This window comes from Acinetobacter sp. YH12023, assembly GCF_013420135.1.
GTDB classification, from domain to species: domain Bacteria; phylum Pseudomonadota; class Gammaproteobacteria; order Pseudomonadales; family Moraxellaceae; genus Acinetobacter; species Acinetobacter amyesii.
The window spans coordinates 38,121-53,724 of the sequence record NZ_VOYU01000013.1 but is presented as its reverse complement, the minus strand read 5'-3'; the positions used below and the strand labels follow the sequence as shown (position 1 = coordinate 53,724).

Annotated in this window: 27 protein-coding genes; 26 read left to right on the top strand and 1 reads right to left on the bottom strand. The window is 42.9% G+C overall.

Annotation, left to right across the window (positions count from 1 at the left end):
* Positions 1–11 precede the first annotated feature (11 nt).
* From rplB to FTT92_RS13795, 26 genes are all read left to right on the top strand, one after another.
* Positions 12–836: a 50S ribosomal protein L2 gene (gene rplB, locus FTT92_RS13920; protein ID WP_078189278.1), complete on the top strand. Its 825-nt coding sequence runs from the start codon at positions 12–14 to the stop codon at positions 834–836.
* 19 nt (positions 837–855) lie between these two features.
* Positions 856–1,131, top strand: a complete 276-nt coding sequence (gene rpsS / locus FTT92_RS13915; protein WP_004281508.1) for a 30S ribosomal protein S19 — start codon at positions 856–858, stop codon at positions 1,129–1,131.
* Positions 1,132–1,142: 11 nt separating this feature from the next.
* Positions 1,143–1,472, top strand: a complete 330-nt coding sequence (rplV, locus tag FTT92_RS13910) for a 50S ribosomal protein L22 (RefSeq protein WP_035265103.1) — start codon at positions 1,143–1,145, stop codon at positions 1,470–1,472.
* 1 nt (position 1,473) lies between these two features.
* Entirely contained in the window at positions 1,474–2,226 is a 753-nt protein-coding gene (gene rpsC, locus FTT92_RS13905; RefSeq protein ID WP_078189277.1) for a 30S ribosomal protein S3, read from the top strand.
* A 3-nt stretch (positions 2,227–2,229) separates the two neighbouring features.
* Entirely contained in the window at positions 2,230–2,643 is a 414-nt protein-coding gene (rplP, locus tag FTT92_RS13900) for a 50S ribosomal protein L16 (RefSeq protein ID WP_068909575.1), read from the top strand.
* Positions 2,643–2,840 (top strand): 50S ribosomal protein L29, encoded by a 198-nt coding sequence (gene rpmC, locus FTT92_RS13895; protein WP_005012982.1) that lies wholly within the window; start codon positions 2,643–2,645, stop codon positions 2,838–2,840. Before rplP ends, rpmC begins: the two co-directional genes overlap by 1 nt.
* On the top strand, positions 2,837–3,094 hold the full coding sequence (rpsQ, locus tag FTT92_RS13890; protein ID WP_078192456.1) for a 30S ribosomal protein S17: 258 nt from the start codon (positions 2,837–2,839) through the stop codon (positions 3,092–3,094). Before rpmC ends, rpsQ begins: the two co-directional genes overlap by 4 nt.
* Positions 3,095–3,183: 89 nt before the next feature.
* Positions 3,184–3,552 (top strand): 50S ribosomal protein L14, encoded by a 369-nt coding sequence (gene rplN, locus FTT92_RS13885; protein WP_005012978.1) that lies wholly within the window; start codon positions 3,184–3,186, stop codon positions 3,550–3,552.
* A 9-nt stretch (positions 3,553–3,561) separates the two neighbouring features.
* Complete coding sequence (gene rplX / locus FTT92_RS13880) at positions 3,562–3,879, top strand: 50S ribosomal protein L24 (RefSeq protein ID WP_078189274.1); 318 nt, start codon at positions 3,562–3,564, stop codon at positions 3,877–3,879.
* A 15-nt stretch (positions 3,880–3,894) separates the two neighbouring features.
* Positions 3,895–4,431, top strand: coding sequence for a 50S ribosomal protein L5 (rplE, locus tag FTT92_RS13875; RefSeq protein ID WP_067762907.1), 537 nt, complete (start codon positions 3,895–3,897; stop codon positions 4,429–4,431).
* Positions 4,432–4,440: 9 nt separating this feature from the next.
* Positions 4,441–4,746: a 30S ribosomal protein S14 gene (rpsN, locus tag FTT92_RS13870; RefSeq protein ID WP_067762906.1), complete on the top strand. Its 306-nt coding sequence runs from the start codon at positions 4,441–4,443 to the stop codon at positions 4,744–4,746.
* Between the two features lie 12 nt (positions 4,747–4,758).
* The gene (gene rpsH / locus FTT92_RS13865) at positions 4,759–5,154 is read left to right on the top strand and encodes a 30S ribosomal protein S8 (RefSeq protein ID WP_078189273.1); all 396 of its coding nucleotides are present in this window, start codon (positions 4,759–4,761) and stop codon (positions 5,152–5,154) included.
* Positions 5,155–5,167: 13 nt separating this feature from the next.
* Positions 5,168–5,701, top strand: coding sequence for a 50S ribosomal protein L6 (gene rplF / locus FTT92_RS13860; protein WP_078189272.1), 534 nt, complete (start codon positions 5,168–5,170; stop codon positions 5,699–5,701).
* Between the two features lie 14 nt (positions 5,702–5,715).
* Positions 5,716–6,066, top strand: coding sequence for a 50S ribosomal protein L18 (gene rplR / locus FTT92_RS13855; RefSeq protein ID WP_067762903.1), 351 nt, complete (start codon positions 5,716–5,718; stop codon positions 6,064–6,066).
* Between the two features lie 2 nt (positions 6,067–6,068).
* The gene (rpsE, locus tag FTT92_RS13850; protein ID WP_067762902.1) at positions 6,069–6,566 is read left to right on the top strand and encodes a 30S ribosomal protein S5; all 498 of its coding nucleotides are present in this window, start codon (positions 6,069–6,071) and stop codon (positions 6,564–6,566) included.
* A gap of 6 nt (positions 6,567–6,572) precedes the next feature.
* Positions 6,573–6,749, top strand: coding sequence for a 50S ribosomal protein L30 (rpmD, locus tag FTT92_RS13845; protein WP_005012961.1), 177 nt, complete (start codon positions 6,573–6,575; stop codon positions 6,747–6,749).
* Between the two features lie 3 nt (positions 6,750–6,752).
* Positions 6,753–7,193: a 50S ribosomal protein L15 gene (gene rplO, locus FTT92_RS13840; RefSeq protein ID WP_078189271.1), complete on the top strand. Its 441-nt coding sequence runs from the start codon at positions 6,753–6,755 to the stop codon at positions 7,191–7,193.
* A gap of 45 nt (positions 7,194–7,238) precedes the next feature.
* Positions 7,239–8,558, top strand: coding sequence for a preprotein translocase subunit SecY (gene secY, locus FTT92_RS13835; RefSeq protein WP_171263746.1), 1,320 nt, complete (start codon positions 7,239–7,241; stop codon positions 8,556–8,558).
* Positions 8,559–8,578: 20 nt separating this feature from the next.
* Positions 8,579–8,695, top strand: a complete 117-nt coding sequence (gene rpmJ, locus FTT92_RS13830) for a 50S ribosomal protein L36 (protein WP_000867907.1) — start codon at positions 8,579–8,581, stop codon at positions 8,693–8,695.
* Positions 8,696–8,802: 107 nt separating this feature from the next.
* Positions 8,803–9,159 (top strand): 30S ribosomal protein S13, encoded by a 357-nt coding sequence (rpsM, locus tag FTT92_RS13825; RefSeq protein WP_078189269.1) that lies wholly within the window; start codon positions 8,803–8,805, stop codon positions 9,157–9,159.
* A 19-nt stretch (positions 9,160–9,178) separates the two neighbouring features.
* A complete protein-coding gene (gene rpsK / locus FTT92_RS13820) occupies positions 9,179–9,565 on the top strand; it encodes a 30S ribosomal protein S11 (RefSeq protein ID WP_001040166.1) in 387 nt (128 codons plus the stop codon).
* Between the two features lie 12 nt (positions 9,566–9,577).
* Positions 9,578–10,204: a 30S ribosomal protein S4 gene (gene rpsD, locus FTT92_RS13815; RefSeq protein WP_180172389.1), complete on the top strand. Its 627-nt coding sequence runs from the start codon at positions 9,578–9,580 to the stop codon at positions 10,202–10,204.
* Between the two features lie 17 nt (positions 10,205–10,221).
* Positions 10,222–11,229, top strand: coding sequence for a DNA-directed RNA polymerase subunit alpha (locus FTT92_RS13810; RefSeq protein WP_004650465.1), 1,008 nt, complete (start codon positions 10,222–10,224; stop codon positions 11,227–11,229).
* An 18-nt stretch (positions 11,230–11,247) separates the two neighbouring features.
* Complete coding sequence (gene rplQ, locus FTT92_RS13805; RefSeq protein WP_005012953.1) at positions 11,248–11,613, top strand: 50S ribosomal protein L17; 366 nt, start codon at positions 11,248–11,250, stop codon at positions 11,611–11,613.
* Between the two features lie 216 nt (positions 11,614–11,829).
* Positions 11,830–13,320, top strand: a complete 1,491-nt coding sequence (locus FTT92_RS13800; RefSeq protein WP_180172388.1) for an NAD(P)/FAD-dependent oxidoreductase — start codon at positions 11,830–11,832, stop codon at positions 13,318–13,320.
* A 133-nt stretch (positions 13,321–13,453) separates the two neighbouring features.
* Positions 13,454–14,251: an alpha/beta fold hydrolase gene (locus FTT92_RS13795; RefSeq protein WP_373684121.1), complete on the top strand. Its 798-nt coding sequence runs from the start codon at positions 13,454–13,456 to the stop codon at positions 14,249–14,251.
* Positions 14,252–14,295: 44 nt separating this feature from the next.
* Here the strand turns inward: FTT92_RS13795 and FTT92_RS13790 are convergent, their stop codons facing one another.
* Positions 14,296–15,468: an acyl-CoA dehydrogenase family protein gene (locus FTT92_RS13790; RefSeq protein ID WP_180172387.1), complete on the bottom strand. Its 1,173-nt coding sequence runs from the start codon at positions 15,466–15,468 to the stop codon at positions 14,296–14,298.
* Positions 15,469–15,604 lie beyond the last annotated feature (136 nt).

Here is a 15,604-nt window from a genome sequence, read left to right as displayed (position 1 = left end):
GGACGAAAATTATGCCGATTCAAAAATGTAAGCCAACGTCTCCAGGACGTCGCTTTGTAGAGAAAGTGGTTCATAACCACCTTCACAAAGGCGCGCCATATGCTCCGTTGGTTGAAGCTAAAAAACGTACTGGCGGTCGTAATAACAACGGTCACATTACAACTCGTCACGTTGGTGGTGGTCATAAACAGCACTACCGTATCGTAGACTTCAAACGTAACAAAGACAGCATCCCAGCTGTAGTTGAACGTATTGAATACGATCCAAACCGTACAGCTCATATTGCTTTATTGAAATATGCTGACGGTGAACGTCGCTATATTATTGCACCTAAAGGCCTTCGCGCTGGTGATCAAGTTCAATCTGGTAACGATGCTCCAATCCGTCCAGGTAACTGCTTACCACTTCGCAACATGCCTATCGGTTCTACTCTTCACAACATCGAGCTTAAAATCGGTAAAGGCGCACAATTAGTACGTTCTGCTGGTACATCTGCTCAATTGTTGGGTCGTGACGGTTCTTACGCTATCATTCGTCTTCGTTCAGGCGAAATGCGTAAAGTACACGTTGAATGCCGTGCTGTGTTAGGTGAAGTTTCTAACTCAGAAAGCAACCTTCGTTCACTTGGTAAAGCAGGTGCATCACGCTGGCGTGGCGTTCGTCCTACCGTACGTGGTATGGCGATGAACCCAGTAGACCATCCACATGGTGGTGGTGAAGGACGTAACAAAGGTATTCAACCTGTAAGTCCATGGGGTCAAAAAGCTAAAGGGTACAAAACACGTACCAACAAGCGTACGACTAAGATGATCATTCGCGACCGTCGCGTTAAGTAACAAGTAAAGGAATCTGACAATGCCTCGTTCTCTGAAAAAAGGCCCATTCGTCGATGCGCACTTGTTCGCTAAGGTTGAAGCGGCTATCGCGGCTAATAACCGTAAGCCGATCAAAACTTGGTCGCGTCGTTCGATGATCTTACCGGATTTTGTTGGTCTAACAATTTCTGTACACAATGGCCGTAACCATGTTCCAGTGATTGTATCTGAGCATATGGTTGGTCATAAATTAGGTGAATTCGCGCCAACTCGTACCTATCGTGGTCACGGTGTTGACAAGAAGTCTAAACGTTAATAGGTGCTATGATGGAAGTAACTGCTAAATTACGCGGTGCCGCTATCTCGGCACAAAAAGCACGTTTGGTTGCAGACCTAATTCGCGGCAAATCTGTTGCGCATGCTTTAAATATCTTAAACTTCAGCAACAAAAAAGCTGCAGTTTTAGTTAAAAAAGCATTGGAATCTGCGATTGCAAACGCTGAACACAATAACAGTTTAGATGTAGACGACCTTAAAGTTTCTACGATCTACGTTGATGAAGGCATGAGCCTGAAACGTATTTTGCCACGTGCTAAAGGCCGTGCAGATCGTATTACTAAGCGTACTTGTCACATTACCGTTAAGGTAGGGGTTTGATATGGGTCAGAAGGTTCATCCAATCGGTATCCGCCTAGGTGTTGTGAAACGTCATAACGCTAACTGGTATGCGAATCCGAAACAATATGCTGAATATTTGCTAAAAGATCTTCAAGTTCGTGAGTTTTTAACTAAAAAACTTAAGAATGCGATGGTGAGCAATATTCTTATCGAACGCCCTACAGGCGCAGCTAAAGTAACTATTAGCACTGCACGTCCTGGTATCGTGATCGGTAAAAAAGGCGAAGACATTGAGAAATTACAACGCGAATTAACAGCCATTATGGGTGTTCCTGCGCAAGTAAGTATCAACGAAATCGATCGCCCAGATTTAGACGCTCGTTTAGTTGCTGAGGCAATCGCTTCTCAATTAGAAAAACGTGTAATGTTCCGTCGTGCTATGAAGCGTGCGGTTCAAAACTCTATGCGTGCTGGTGCTAAAGGTATCAAAGTAGAAGTTTCAGGCCGTCTAGGTGGTGCTGAGATTGCTCGTACTGAATGGTATCGTGAAGGTCGTGTACCTCTTCATACTCTTCGTGCTGACATCGACTATGCTACTATGCGTGCTGAGACTACTTACGGTACGATCGGCGTTAAAGTATGGATCTTCCGTGGTGAGATCTTGGGCGGCATGAAACAAGTCATGAACCCAGCTCCAGCTGAAGAACGTCCAGCTAAACGTGGCCGTGGTCGTGGTGAAGGTCAAGAGCGTCGTGGTCGTCGCAATGATCGTTCTGCTGAAAAAGGAGAATAATCCATGTTACAACCTAAACGTACTAAATTCCGTAAAGTGCAAAAAGGCCGTAACACTGGTCTAGCACATCGCGGTAGCTCAGTATCTTTTGGTACTATTGCACTTAAATCAGTTGAACGTGGTCAAATGACAGCACGTCAAATTGAAGCAGCGCGTCGTACAATCAGCCGTCGTATTAAACGTGGTGGTAAGATCTTTATCCGTGTTTTCCCAGACAAACCAATTACTGAAAAACCATTAGAAGTTCGTATGGGTAAAGGTAAAGGTTCTGTGGAATACTGGGTTTGCCAAATCAAACCAGGTAAAGTCTTGTACGAAATTGATGGTGTTAACGAAGAACTTGCTCGCGAAGCGTTTACGCTTGCTGCTGCAAAACTTCCGTTTAAAACCACTATCGTGACTCGGACGGTAATGTAATGAAAACTAATGATCTACGTGAAAAGTCGGTAGAAGAGTTGACAGCTTTGCTTGATGAGCAACAGCTTAACCAATTCCGTCTTCGTATGGCGAAAGCAACTGGTCAATTGGGTAAATCGCACGAAGTTGCGCTTACTCGTAAGACAATTGCTCGTATTAAGACCCTCCTTACCGAAAAACAGGGGAACGGACAATGAGTGAACAAACAGTTCGCACGTTAACCGGTAAAGTAGTTAGCGACAAGATGGACAAGTCTATCGTTGTTCTTATCGAACGCCGCGTTCAACACCCGTTGTATGGCAAATTAATCCGCCGTTCAACTAAATTACACGCTCATGATGAAAACAATGTTGCTAAAGTTGGCGACGTAGTAAGCATCAAAGAAAGCCGCCCAATGTCTAAAACTAAGTCTTGGACTTTAGTTGAAGTTGTTGAAGCTGCTGCTGAGTAATTAAACGTTCTTGCATCATCGGTCAATTTCGAGTACTCTTTGAGCCTTTCGAAATTGCGACCGGTGATGCTCGGTTTTGGAGTAGGGCAATGATTCAAACCGAAAGTATGCTCGACGTAGCAGACAACAGTGGTGCTCGCCGCGTACAATGTATTAAAGTACTTGGTGGTTCACATCGTCGTTATGCTTCTGTTGGCGACATTATTAAAGTTACTGTAAAAGAAGCTATTCCACGCGCACGTGTTAAAAAAGGTGACGTGATGAATGCTGTAGTTGTACGTACAAAATTCGGCATCCGTCGTGCAGATGGTTCAGTTATTCGTTTCGACGATAACGCAGCTGTTATTTTGAACAACAACAAAGCGCCGATTGCAACTCGTATTTTCGGACCAGTGACTCGTGAACTTCGTACTGAACAGTTCATGAAAATTATTTCATTGGCTCCTGAAGTTCTATAAGAGGCACTCATGGCTAAGATTAAAAAGGGCGATCAAGTAATTGTGATCGCAGGTAAAGAAAAAGGCAAACAAGGTACTGTTTTGTCTGTTTCAAATGACCGTGTTAAGGTTGAAGGCCTTAACTTGGTAACGAAGCATCAAAAGCCTAACCGAGCTACTGGCGCTGAAGGCGGCATCGTAACTCAAGAAGCTGAGCTTCATATCTCTAACGTGGCAATTTTTAATGCTACAACCCAAAAGGCTGACCGTGTTGGTTACCAAGTGATTGAAGGCGTGAAAACTCGCGTATTCAAATCTAATGGTGAATCAGTGGCGGTAGCGAAGTAATAGGTTGACTAGGCAATGGCCAGACTTAAAACGCGTTACAACGACGAACTTAAGGCTCAATTAAAAGAAACATTGGGCGTTAAGAATGTGATGGATATCCCTCGCATTACAAAAATTACCATCAACATGGGTGTTGGTGCTGCATCAGCTGACAAGAAATTGTTAGATGGCGCTCTTTCTGATATGCAAGCAATTGCTGGTCAAAAACCAGTACTTACTTTAGCTCGTAAATCTATCGCTGGTTTCAAAATCCGTGATGGTTGGCCGATCGGCTGTAAAGTTACTTTACGTGGCGAACGTATGTACGAATTCTTAGACCGTTTGATCTCTATCGCGATCCCTCGTATCCGTGACTTCCGTGGTTTCTCTGCGAAATCATTTGATGGTCGTGGTAACTACTCAATGGGTCTTAAGGAACAAATCATGTTCCCTGAAATCGATTTTGATAAGATTGATCGTATTCGTGGTATGGACATTACCATCACTACGACTGCTCGCACCGATGACGAAGGCCGTGCGCTTATGCGTGCATTCGGCTTCCCGTTCAAATAAGAGGTCGATATGGCTAAGAAAGGTATGATTAATCGCGAATTGAAACGCGAAGCTACTGTTGCTAAATACGCTGCGAAACGTGCTGAATTAAAAGCAATTATCGCAAACGTAAATGCATCAGACGAAGAACGTTTCGAAGCGATGATGAAATTTCAAGCATTACCACGTAATGCGTCTCCAGTACGTCTACGTAACCGTTGTGGTTTAACTGGTCGTCCTCATGGTTACTTCCGTAAGTTCGGTTTAAGCCGTAACAAATTACGTGAAACAGTAATGCAAGGTGATGTACCGGGCGTTGTTAAGGCAAGCTGGTAAGGAGCACTATAAATGAGTATGCAAGATACCGTTGCCGACATGCTAACACGTGTTCGTAACGCACAAATGGCAAAGAAACAAACTGTTTCTATGCCAAACTCAAAGTTGAAAGTTGCGATTGCTAACGTACTTCAACAAGAAGGTTATATCGCTGATGTAGCTGTTGCTGACAATGAAGGCAAAGCGACTTTAACGATTACTTTAAAATATTTCGAAGGCAAACCAGTTATCGATACTGTGAAACGCGTAAGCCGTCCTGGTCTACGTCAATATCGCGGTAAAGATGCACTTCCTAGCGTTAAGCAAGGTTTAGGTATTGCAATTGTTTCTACAAGCAAAGGCATCATGACTGATCGCGCTGCACGTGCTGCAGGTATCGGTGGTGAAGTTATTGCTTTTGTTTCTTAATAGGTGATTCCTCATGTCTCGTGTGGCTAAAGCCCCAGTAACTGTACCTAACGGTGTTACAGTTACTCAGAACGGCCGGCAGGTCGAAGTGAAAGGCAGCAAAGGTACATTGTCTTTCAACCTGCATGCGCTGGTCGAGCTAAAACAGGAAGACGGTACTCTAGTTATTGCTCCTAAAGCTGAATCTAAAGATGCTTGGATGCAGGCTGGTACTGCTCGCGCTGTGCTTAACAACCTTGTAAAAGGTGTTAACGAAGGTTTCGAACGTAAGTTACAGCTTATCGGTGTTGGTTATAAAGCTGCGGTTAAAGGTAACATTGTTAACCTTAACCTTGGTTTCTCTCACCCGATCGACTACAACCTTCCTGAAGGTGTAACTGCAGAAACTCCTACTGCAACTGAAATTGTACTTAAATCAGCTGATAAAGCTAAATTAGGTCAAGTTGCTGCAGAAATCCGTGGTTACCGTCCGCCAGAGCCTTATAAAGGTAAAGGTGTTCGTTATTCTGACGAAGTTGTACTTCGTAAAGAAGCTAAGAAGAAATAAGGCGCGAGGTTCTTATGAACGAAAAGAAACAATCCCGTTTGCGTCGTGCGAAAAGCACACGCTTGCACATCCGTGCATTGGGTGCGACTCGTTTGTGTGTAAACCGCACTCCGCGTCACATCTATGCTCAAGTTATCTCTGCAGATGGTGGCAAAGTATTAGCGCAAGCTTCTACTTTAGACGCTACTCTACGTGCTGGTACTACTGGTAACGTTGAATCGGCTCAGAAAGTTGGTGCTTTAATTGCAGAACGTGCTAAAGCGGCTGGTGTAACTAAAGTTGCATTTGACCGTTCTGGTTTCAAATATCATGGTCGTATCAAAGCCTTGGCTGATGCTGCTCGTGAAAACGGCTTGGAGTTCTAATCATGGCTAAAGTTGAACAAAACGAAGGTCTTGTTGAAAAGCTGGTTGCCGTTGATCGTGTAGCCAAAGTTGTTAAGGGTGGTCGTATCTTCTCTTTCACAGCATTAACTGTTGTGGGTGATGGTAATGGTCGCGTAGGTTTTGGTCGTGGTAAAGCACGTGAAGTTCCAGCTGCTATTTCTAAAGCACTTGAAGCTGCTCGTCGCAACATGATTACTGTTGACCTTGTTGACGGTACTGTTCAGCACCCTATCAATGCTCGTCACGGTGCAAGCCGCGTTTACATGCAACCTGCTTCTGAAGGTACTGGTGTAATTGCTGGTGGCGCTATGCGTGCAGTTTTAGAAGCTGTAGGTGTACGTAACGTATTAACTAAGTGTTATGGTTCTACTAACGCTGCTAACGTAGTAAACGCAACTTTTAACGGTTTGCGTGATATGACTTCTCCTGAGAAAGTTGCTGCGAAACGTGGTTTATCAGTAGCACAAATTCAAGGGTAATCAATCATGAAAACGATTAAAGTTACCCAGACTAAATCTTCATCGCATCGCTTGAAAAATCACAAGCTTAGCCTTAAAGGTTTAGGTCTGCGTCGTATTGGTCATACAGTTGAAGTGCAAGATACGCCTTCTAACCGTGGTATGATCAACCAAGTTTACTATATGGTTAGTGTAGAGGAATAAGCCATGACTCTGCGTTTAAATACAATTGCACCTGCAGAAGGTGCTAAGCGTGACAACCTACGTTTAGGCCGTGGTATCGGTTCTGGCGTTGGTAAGACTGGTGGCCGTGGTGTCAAAGGTCAAAACTCACGTAAGAGCGGTGGTACACGTCCTGGTTTCGAAGGTGGTCAAACTGCGTTATATCGTCGTTTACCTAAATTCGGTTTCACTAGCCAAATGGCTTTGAAAACTGCTGAAGTACGTTTATCAGAACTCGCTAAAGTTGAAGGCGACATCGTGTCTCTTGAAACTTTAAAAGCTGCTAACGTTGTGCGTAAAGATATGTTACGTGCACGTATCGTACTTTCTGGTGAAATTACTCGTGCGTTCACTGTTCAAGGTGTTGCATTGACTAAAGGCGCTAAAGCTGCTGTTGAAGCTGCTGGCGGTAAAGTCGAGGAGTAATCCCCAGTGTCTATGACTCCTAGTTCGACAGGTCATGTTAACATGATGAAAGGCCAGCCTTTTCATGTGAAATATCGTGAAATTATCCGCCGTATGATGTTCCTCATCGGGGCGTTGTTGGTTTTTCGACTGGGAGCACATATTCCAGTACCGGGCATTAACAATGCCGCACTAGAGAATCTGTTTAATGCAAACCAAGGTACGATCCTTGGTTTGTTTAACATGTTCTCAGGTGGTGCATTAGAGCGTATGTCAATTCTTGCTCTTGGGATTATGCCGTATATCTCTGCATCGATTATTGTGCAGTTAATGTCTACGGTTGTTCCTTCGCTGGAAGCTTTAAAGAAAGAAGGCGAACAAGGTAAGCGTAAGATCAATCAATATACGCGACAAGGCACATTGTTTCTTGCACTTGTGCAAGCTGTTGGGATGTGCGCAGGTCTGATTAGTCAAAATATTACTTTGACTAGTGGACTTGCTTTTTACGTTCCTGCTGTAACTTCTTTAGTTGCAGGTACAATGTTCCTGATGTGGTTAGGTGAGCAAATTACAGAGCGTGGAGTAGGGAATGGTATTTCCATGATCATCTTCGCTGGTATTGTTGCTGGTTTGCCGAACTTGGTTCTGCAATCTTTAACCTCAGTAGATAATGGCCAATCAAGTTTAATTGGTCTTGCAATTTTTGCATTGCTGTCTGTTGCAGTGTTAGCAGCAATTGTGTTTATTGAGAAGGCGCAGCGTCGTATTCCGGTAAACTATGCTCAAAAACAACAAGGTCGTCGTGTATTTACTGCCCAGCAAACACATTTGCCATTAAAAATTAATATGGCGGGTGTGATTCCTGCAATTTTTGCTAGTTCATTGCTATTGTTCCCAGCGAGCTTAGGGCAATGGGTAGGCAGCGCAGATCCAAATGCTGGCGTGATTAAACGTGGCCTACAAGATTTGGCACTCGTATTGTCGCCGGGTCAACCGATGTATTTGGTGCTATTTGGCGCATTAATTATCTTCTTCTGTTACTTCTATACTGCGCTAGTATTTAGCCCGAAAGAAGTGTCAGAGAATTTAAAACGTAGTGGTGCTTATGTACCGGGTATTCGTCCTGGTGAGCAAACTGCACGCTATTTAGATCATATTTTGAATCGTTTGACTTTTATTGGCGCGGTTTATATCACAATCATCTGTTTAATGCCGATGATTCTACAAAGTTCATTTGGTATTCCATTTAGCTTAGGTGGTACGTCTTTACTGATCGTAGTGGTGGTGGTGATGGACTTTATGGCTCAGCTTCAAGCTCATCTCACATCGCATCAATATGACAATCAATCGTTAATGCGTAAAACGACTGCTCATCCGAAAGGATAAGCGCACTTAGAGGTTTCATTATGAAAGTTCAAGCTTCTGTAAAGAAAATTTGTGGTAGCTGTAAAGTTATCCGTCGTAATGGGGTTATTCGCGTAATTTGCAGCGCAGAACCTCGTCATAAGCAGCGTCAAGGTTAATCTGATCAAGACCTGTTGATTTCAGTAGGCTAATTAGGTTATTATCCGCCCCTCAAAGATTTTGTCGGGCGGTTGATTATCTTAACTGCCTTTTTGGAGAAAATTGAATGGCTCGTATTGCCGGTGTAAACATTCCGGATAACAAGCATGCTGTTATCTCTCTAACGTACATTTTTGGTATTGGTCGCCACACTGCAAAAGCTATCTTAGCTGCTGCTGGTATTGCACCAACAACTAAAATTCGTGAATTAGATGACGCTCAGCTTGATGCGATTCGTGCAGAAGTTACTAAGGTTCCTACCGAAGGTGATTTACGTCGCGAAATTTCCATGAACATTAAACGTTTAATGGATTTAGGCTGCTACCGCGGTCTTCGTCATCGTCGCAGCTTGCCTGTCCGTGGTCAACGCACCAAAACTAACGCACGTACCCGTAAAGGTCCGCGCAAACCTATTAAGAAATAAGATTTCTGGAAGCTAAAAGATGGCTAAAGATACTCGCACACGCAAGAAGGTCACTCGTACCGTCTCTGAAGGTGTTGCACACATTCACGCTTCTTTTAATAACACCATTGTGACTATTACCGATCGTCAAGGTAATGCACTGGCTTGGGCTACCTCTGGTGGACAAGGCTTCCGTGGATCACGTAAATCAACTCCGTTTGCTGCTCAGGTAGCTGCTGAGGTTGCTGGTAAAGCTGCTTTAGATTACGGTTTGAAAAACTTGGACGTCCTTGTAAAAGGTCCTGGTCCAGGTCGTGAATCTGCGGTTCGTGCTTTAGGTGCAGTGGGTTATAAAATTAACAGCATTACCGATGTGACGCCAATCCCGCACAACGGTTGCCGTCCACCTAAAAAACGTCGCGTGTAAGGAGAAACATTCATGGCTCGTTATATTGGTCCAAAATGCAAACTCTCTCGCCGCGAAGGGACAGACCTGCAATTAAAATCTGGCGTTAAACCATTTGACGTCAAAACAAAAAAAGCTGCTAAAGCACCTGGCCAACATGGTGGCGCTCGTGGCGGCAAACAATCTGAGTACTCACTACAATTACGTGAAAAACAAAAAGTACGTCGTATGTACGGTGTTTTAGAGCGTCAATTTAGTAACTACTACAAAGAAGCTGCTCGTGTTAAAGGCGCAACAGGTGAAAACTTGTTGAAACTTCTTGAAAGCCGTCTAGATAACGTTGTTTATCGCATGGGTTTTGGTTCTACACGTGCAGAAGCTCGTCAGCTTGTATCTCACCGTTCAATCACTTTAAATGGTCGTCGTGTTAACATCGCGTCTATCCAAGTTAAAGCTGGTGACGTTGTTGCGGTTCACGAAGGTGCTAAACAACAATTGCGTATTAAAAACGCAATTGAGTTAGCGACTCAACGTGGCATTCCATCTTGGATTGAAATTGATCATTCTAAATTGGAAGGTACATTCAAAGCTGCACCAGATCGCTCTGATTTACCTGCTGAAATCAACGAAAGCTTGATTGTAGAATTGTATTCTAAATAATCCTTGAGGTAGCAATAATGACGCGTACTGCAAATGAGTTTCTAACTCCGCAAGCGATTAAGGTCGAAGCGGCAAGCGGGACCTCGGCAAAAGTTATTCTAGAACCATTAGAGCGTGGCTTTGGTCATACTCTTGGTAATGCTTTACGTCGTATCCTTTTGTCTTCTTTACCTGGCGCAGCCGTGGTTGAAGTAGAGATTGAAGGTGTCGAGCACGAGTACAGTACTTTGGAAGGCTTGCAGCAGGACATCGTCGAGCTCTTGCTGAACCTAAAAGGATTGTCTATTAAGCTGTTCGATCAAAATGAAGCTTATCTGACATTGGAAAAACAAGGTCCTGGCGACGTTACAGCCGCTGACCTTCGTTTACCACACAATGTTGAAGTGGTTAACCCTGAACATTTGATCGGTACTTTAAGTGCTTCTGGCTCATTAAAAATGCGCCTGAAAGTTTCTCAAGGTCGTGGTTATGAGACTTCTGATTCACGCTTCCCTGAGGGTGAAACTCGCCCAGTGGGTCGTTTGCAATTAGATGCTTCTTACAGCCCAATCAAACGTGTGTCTTACACAGTGGAAAACGCTCGTGTAGAACAACGTACTGACCTTGATAAATTGATCATTGATCTTGAAACCAACGGTACTGTTGATCCTGAAGAAGCTATCCGCAAAGCGGCAACAATCTTGCAACAACAAATTGCAATTTTTGTTGATCTTCAGAAAGATCAAGCACCAGTTGCTCAAGAGCCTCGTGAAGAAGTTGATCCGATTTTGCTTCGTCCAGTAGATGATCTAGAGCTTACTGTTCGTTCTGCTAACTGTTTGAAAGCAGAAAATATTTACTACATTGGCGATCTTGTTCAACGTACTGAAGTTGAGTTGCTTAAAACTCCTAACCTAGGTAAAAAATCGTTGACTGAGATTAAAGATGTTCTGGCATCGAAAGGCTTGCAATTGGGCATGCGTTTAGAGAACTGGCCACCGGCTAGCCTCCGCATGGACGATCGCTTTGCTTATCGTAGCCGTTAATTAAGTAGGACTATCACCATGCGTCATCGTAATAGTGGTGTGAAATTAGGCCGTACAAGCAGTCATCGTAAAGCGATGTTCCAAAACATGGCTAATTCTTTGTTCGAACACGAGTTAATTAAAACTACTGTTCCTAAAGCAAAAGAATTACGTCGTGTTGCTGAGCCTTTAATCACTTTAGCTAAAGTCGATTCTGTAGCAAACCGTCGTTTAGCGTTTGCTCGTACTCGTTCAGCTGCAACTGTTGGTAAATTATTTACCGTTCTTGGCCCTCGTTACAAAGAACGTAACGGCGGTTATCTACGTGTTCTTAAAGCGGGCTTCCGTGCAGGTGATGCTGCACCGATGGCTTACGTTGAGCTAGTAGATCGCGAAGTTAACTAATTTCGTGAAGAGCAGCGTACGTTGTTCTAAAAAAGGTCGGTTTTTAACCGACCTTTTTTAATGCCTGCAGTTTTGTGGTGGCTATATATTGTTAGACAATAATTCAATTTGTCCTTAAAAGATAAAAATAAAACGCCTTTTGCTTAAACTTGACATTGTGCATTGTCAAAAATGTGATTTAATAAATATAAATCTAAGATAGGTTAAAAGAACAACATGGAAAAACAAGTTGATATTCTCATTGTAGGTGCAGGGATCTCCGGTGTAGGTTTGGCTGCTCATCTTTCAAAAAATTGTCCTAATCGTTCATTTGAAATTATTGAACGTCGTGAAAGTTTCGGTGGTACATGGGATCTTTTTAAATATCCTGGTATTCGTTCTGATTCGGACATGTCAACTTTTGGCTTTAATTTTAAGCCGTGGAAAAAATCTAGTGTGCTTGCAGACGGTCCTTCGATCAAAGGCTATCTTTCTGAAGTAATTGACGAATATAAGATTAAAGAAAAAATTCATTTTCAACATCGTGTTGTGAGTGCAAATTACGACTCACAAACTCGTAAATGGTCTGTTGTTATTGAAGATGCGAAGAAGAAACAACAAACTTGGGTTGCAAATTTCGTCTTTGGCTGTACAGGTTATTATAATTATGACCAAGGGTTCCAACCTGAGTTTAAAGGGCAGGAAAACTTTAAAGGTACCTTCATTCATCCACAACATTGGCCTGAAAATTTTAATTATGCAGGCAAAAAAGTGGTGATTATTGGCAGTGGAGCAACAGCGATTACACTGGTACCAGCTATGGCAAAAGGCGGTGCAGGGCATGTGACCATGCTACAGCGTTCTCCAACCTATATTGCCTCAGTACCTTCTATTGACATCATTTATGACAAGATGCGTAAAGTATTACCTGAAGATGTTGCTTATAAACTTACCCGTGCACGGAATATCGGTGTACAGCGGGCTGTTTATGCTGTTGCACAAAAGCAACCTAAATTACTCCGTAAGTTTTTATTAAAATCAATTGAGTTGCAGTTGAAAGGTAAAGTGGATATGAAACACTTTACCCCAGATTACAATCCTTGGGATCAGCGCCTTTGTGTGGTGCCAGATGGTGATTTGTTTAAAATTTTACGCGATGGCCGTGCATCTGTTGAAACCGATCAAATTGAAAGTTTTACTGAAAATGGCATTCAATTGAAATCAGGTAAACATCTTGATGCAGATGTAGTAATTTCTGCTACAGGTCTCAACATTCAAATTTTAGGCGGCATTAGTGCCACAATCGATGGACAGCCACTGAATACCTCAAAACATATGTTATATCGTGGTGTTATGGTCAGTGATGTACCCAATATGGCGATGATTATTGGCTATATTAATGCATCATGGACTTTAAAAGTGGATATTGCTTCTGAATACATCTGTAAATTGATTAACTATATGGATCAAAATGGTTATAACCAAGTGATTCCTCAAGGTGATGCGACCGAGTTGTTAGAAGATACGGTGATGGGCAGTTTGACGTCAGGCTATATTGCACGTGCAGCAGATGTGATGCCAAAACAGGGTAAACATGCACCGTGGAAAGTCAGCAATAACTATTTGGCAGATCGTAAAGAATTAAAGCATGCTTCATTTGAAGATGGAGTGCTGAAATTTGAAAAAAAGTCAGATCAAGTGGCGGCTAAACCCAGATTAGTATCTTAAGGCAGTTATAGAAAAAGGAGCATCATGCTCCTTTTTTTTGCTTTAGATGAGTGACTTTAGGGTTTTATTTGATGCGCTTTATTTGTTGAAAAATATATCATGTTGAAAATAAGGAAAAGCACACAGGGTTAATGTGAATATTCAAGAACATTCAGAATTTATAAAATTAAATGATTATGAGCTATATACCCAAGCTTGGCAGCCTGAAACAGCAGATAAAGATGTAACTTTGGCCCCGATTATATTGATGCATGATTCACTGGGGAGTGTGGATTTGTGGCGTGATTTTCCTGCGCAATTGGCTGCTGAGTCTAGCAGAACGGTAATAGCGTATGATCGCTTGGGCTTCGGGAAATCATCAGCGAACCCTGATGCATTAAGTACGGATTTTGTCTATGCCGAAGCACAGCAGGGCTTTAAGGCGCTTCTTCAACATTATTCTATTCAACAGTTTATCGTGATGGGGCATAGTGTTGGCGGAGGAATGTCTGTTGTGATTGCCAGTGAATATACTGAACAATGTCAAGGTCTGATTACTATATCAGCACAGTATGAAGTGGAAGAACTCACATTATCGGGTATACGTGAAGCTAAAACAGGGTTTGCGCAGCCTGGACAGCTTGAACGCTTGGCTAAATATCATGGGGATAAAGCCCAATGGGTTTTGGATGCTTGGACTGAAACTTGGCTCTCACCGAGTTTTCGTCAATGGAACCTCGAGCAATATGTTGGAAAAGTACAGTGTGCAAGCTTGATCATCCATGGAGAACTGGATGAATACGGGACGACAGCACAAGCTCAGAAACTTTTTTCGGGTATACAAGGTGATGCTGAACTAGAGATTTTGGAAGGGCTTCATCACATGCCGCATAAAGAGCAACCCGCATTGGCCACTGCACTGATCTGTGATTTTGTGAATGATTTAAGTTGATATCGAAAGAATGAAAAAAGCCCATCAGATGATGGGCTTTGTTGTTATAAAGAGCGGGAAATCAGCTCTTTCATAATTTCATTGGTACCTGCATAAATACGATTGGCTCGATTGTCGATATAAGCCCGTGCAATTGGATATTCAAGCATATAGCCATAGCCACCATGCAACTGCAGACATTCATCCACAACTTTGGAAAACATTTCTGAAATTTTGTATTTAGCAGCGGCTGCAGCGTCAATACCGAGCTGTTCCTCAAGTTGTAGTTCCATACAGCGATCTAGATAAGCTCGACAAAAATCGATCTCAGTACGTAGTTCTGCCAATTTAAAACGGGTGTTTTGGAAACTTGATACGGTCTTGCCAAATGCCTTACGTTCTTTGGTGTATTGAACTGTGTGCGCAAAGGCTGCTTCTGCACCGGCTTGGCAAATAATCGCAACCAACATGCGCTCCCAAGCCAATTCCTTCATCAGCATCATAAAGCCCATACCTTGCATGCCGAGTAAGTTGCTTTTAGGGACGCGGACATTATCAAAGAACAGTTCACAGGTATCCTGACCTTTCATGCCAATTTTGTTTAAAGGTTTGCCTTTACTAAAACCGACGCGATCTGCCTCGACGATAATTAGCGATAAATTAGCTGAGCCTTTTTCACTATTGCCTGTCTTACAGACCACAATCGCCATGTCACATAAATAGCCATTGGTGATAAAAATTTTTGACCCATTAATAATATAGTCATCACCATCTTCTGTAGCAGTTGTGCGTACGGCTTGTAGGTCTGAACCTGTGCCCGGTTCGGTCATTGCAATGGCAGTCACAGTTTCGCCAGAAGCCATTTTCGGCAGCCAATGCAGCTTTTGTTCTTCATTGCCAAAGTTATGAATATAATTGGCCACGATGTCGGAATGCAGTGAAAAGCCGGTAGAGGAGTCCATGGCATAGGCCTGCTCTTCAATCAGAATCATGCTATAAAGCCGGTCTACACCATAGCCGCCATAAGCTTCGGGCATTGTTGGACAAAGCAAGCCCATGGCACCGGCTTTATTCCATAAGTCACGGTCAATATGTTGTTGTTTTTCATATTTTTCGATATTGGGCACAACTTCTTTTTCATAAAATTTTCGTACTGTTTCACGAAATGTATCATGTTCTGCATTAAATAATTGACGTGGCAGCATGTTGTTGAGTGGGCGAATCGCTCCAGATTGCATTTTGAATATCCTATTCATTTTTATGGCTTTGTCTCAACTTATAAGATGCAGCGAGTGACTGCAATGTGCAGAACATTCAAAAGCAGGAAATGCGATGAAGCATTCGGTCAATCTGTGAAAACACTCCACTTCAATG